This is a genomic window from Streptomyces spongiae (assembly GCF_009377185.1).
Classification (GTDB): Bacteria; Actinomycetota; Actinomycetes; order Streptomycetales; family Streptomycetaceae; genus Streptomyces; species Streptomyces spongiae.
In genome coordinates this window covers 1-1,239 of record NZ_VJZC01001083.1, presented here as the reverse complement: position 1 = coordinate 1,239, position 1,239 = coordinate 1, and the positions used below count along the sequence as shown (strand labels likewise).

The following is a 1,239-nucleotide window of genomic DNA, read 5'->3' as shown; positions in this document are numbered from 1 at the left end:
GACCCGGATTGGGCAGGGGCCTGGTGCGGAAAGGGGAGCACCTTCGCCTCGCCGGCCTGCTGGGGTGTGATGCCGTGGTCTCGATGGGCCTCTGGCCCCCGGCGCGCCTCGTGCTCGCCCCGGTCCCGCCAGCCGTTGGCGTACGCCCTGAACTCCCGCTGCTCGATCTCGGCCCGGGTGGTGACTACCACGTCCGCCGGAACGGCCCGCTGTATACGCGTGGCCAGGACCTGTCGCAGTTCGGCCTCGGCTTCGGTGCACTCGACGCCGCCCCATGCCTCGCCGTCGTTCTCCGTCACATGGCCCCCATCCGTCAGAACACGTGCTTCGAACATATGCTCGAATGCACCTTGCAGGGTACCCGAAGTGCCCGTCGTGACCACGAGAAAACGGAGGCGCTTCAAGCCACTTGGCTCACTCACCTCACATGGGCCTGCACTCACGCGAAGAAGTGGGCCAGTTCGGCCGGTGACGGGTTCCGTACCGGCTGCTCGGGCGCCGGCGACGGCGACGCGTCGGACATCGCGCCGGTGGGCGGGGCCTCGGGCTCCCGCGTGGTCGCCGGGCGCGGCACCGGCTTCGGGTACTCCAGGGGCTCGGAGTCCTCGTCCCGGTTGACCGTCGCGAACATCCAGTTCGCCTCGGCCAGTTGGTCGACGACGCAGGCCAGCAGATGGTCGGTGACCGACCAGTGCGTGGCTTCGCCGTGGATCTCCAGGAGGGTCGCGCTGTCGCGTGGCAGATGCCTGACCAGCACCGCGAGCCGGCGGGAGGAGAGCCGGCCGCGGTACCAGTCGAGCAGGTCCACGCCGTAGTGACGGAGCAGGTCCGCTTCGAGGGCCTCGGCGTGTTCTTCGACGAACCCGCCGAGGCTCAGCCTTCCCCCAGGCCGAGCCCGGTCTCCTGGCCGTACGCCTCCATGATCGCGGCGATGTCCTGCATGGTGACGTCGTGGCGGTCGAAGCGCTCGTACTGTTCCTCGCCGAGGAGTGCGCGCAGCAGGCCGTCCACGTCGTTGTCGTCGAGGTCCCGCAGGGCGCGCGCGGTCTGGCGGGTCAGCTCGGTGGGGAGCGTGTAGGTGTCCTCGTCGATGGTGAACGACCAGCTGTTGCCGAGTGCCTCCTGCCGCTGGGCACGGGCGGCGCCGACGTCGAATGTCATGGAATGACTCCTGTTCCTGAGTTCCTGAGTTCCTGAGTTCCTGTGTTGCTGAGGGCGAGTTGAGGAGGTGCGGCGGGC

Annotated in this window: 2 protein-coding genes and 1 pseudogene; all 3 read right to left on the bottom strand. The window is 68.9% G+C overall.

The window, feature by feature from the left end:
* Positions 1 to 335 (bottom strand): annotated as a pseudogene (locus tag FNH08_RS50265) (hypothetical protein); the annotation flags it as partial.
* Between the two features lie 104 nt (positions 336 to 439).
* A complete protein-coding gene (locus FNH08_RS50260; protein ID WP_322726690.1) occupies positions 440 to 808 on the bottom strand; it encodes a hypothetical protein in 369 nt (122 codons plus the stop codon).
* 65 nt (positions 809 to 873) lie between these two features.
* Positions 874 to 1,161: a hypothetical protein gene (locus FNH08_RS50255; RefSeq protein WP_152778707.1), complete on the bottom strand. Its 288-nt coding sequence runs from the start codon at positions 1,159 to 1,161 to the stop codon at positions 874 to 876.
* Positions 1,162 to 1,239 lie beyond the last annotated feature (78 nt).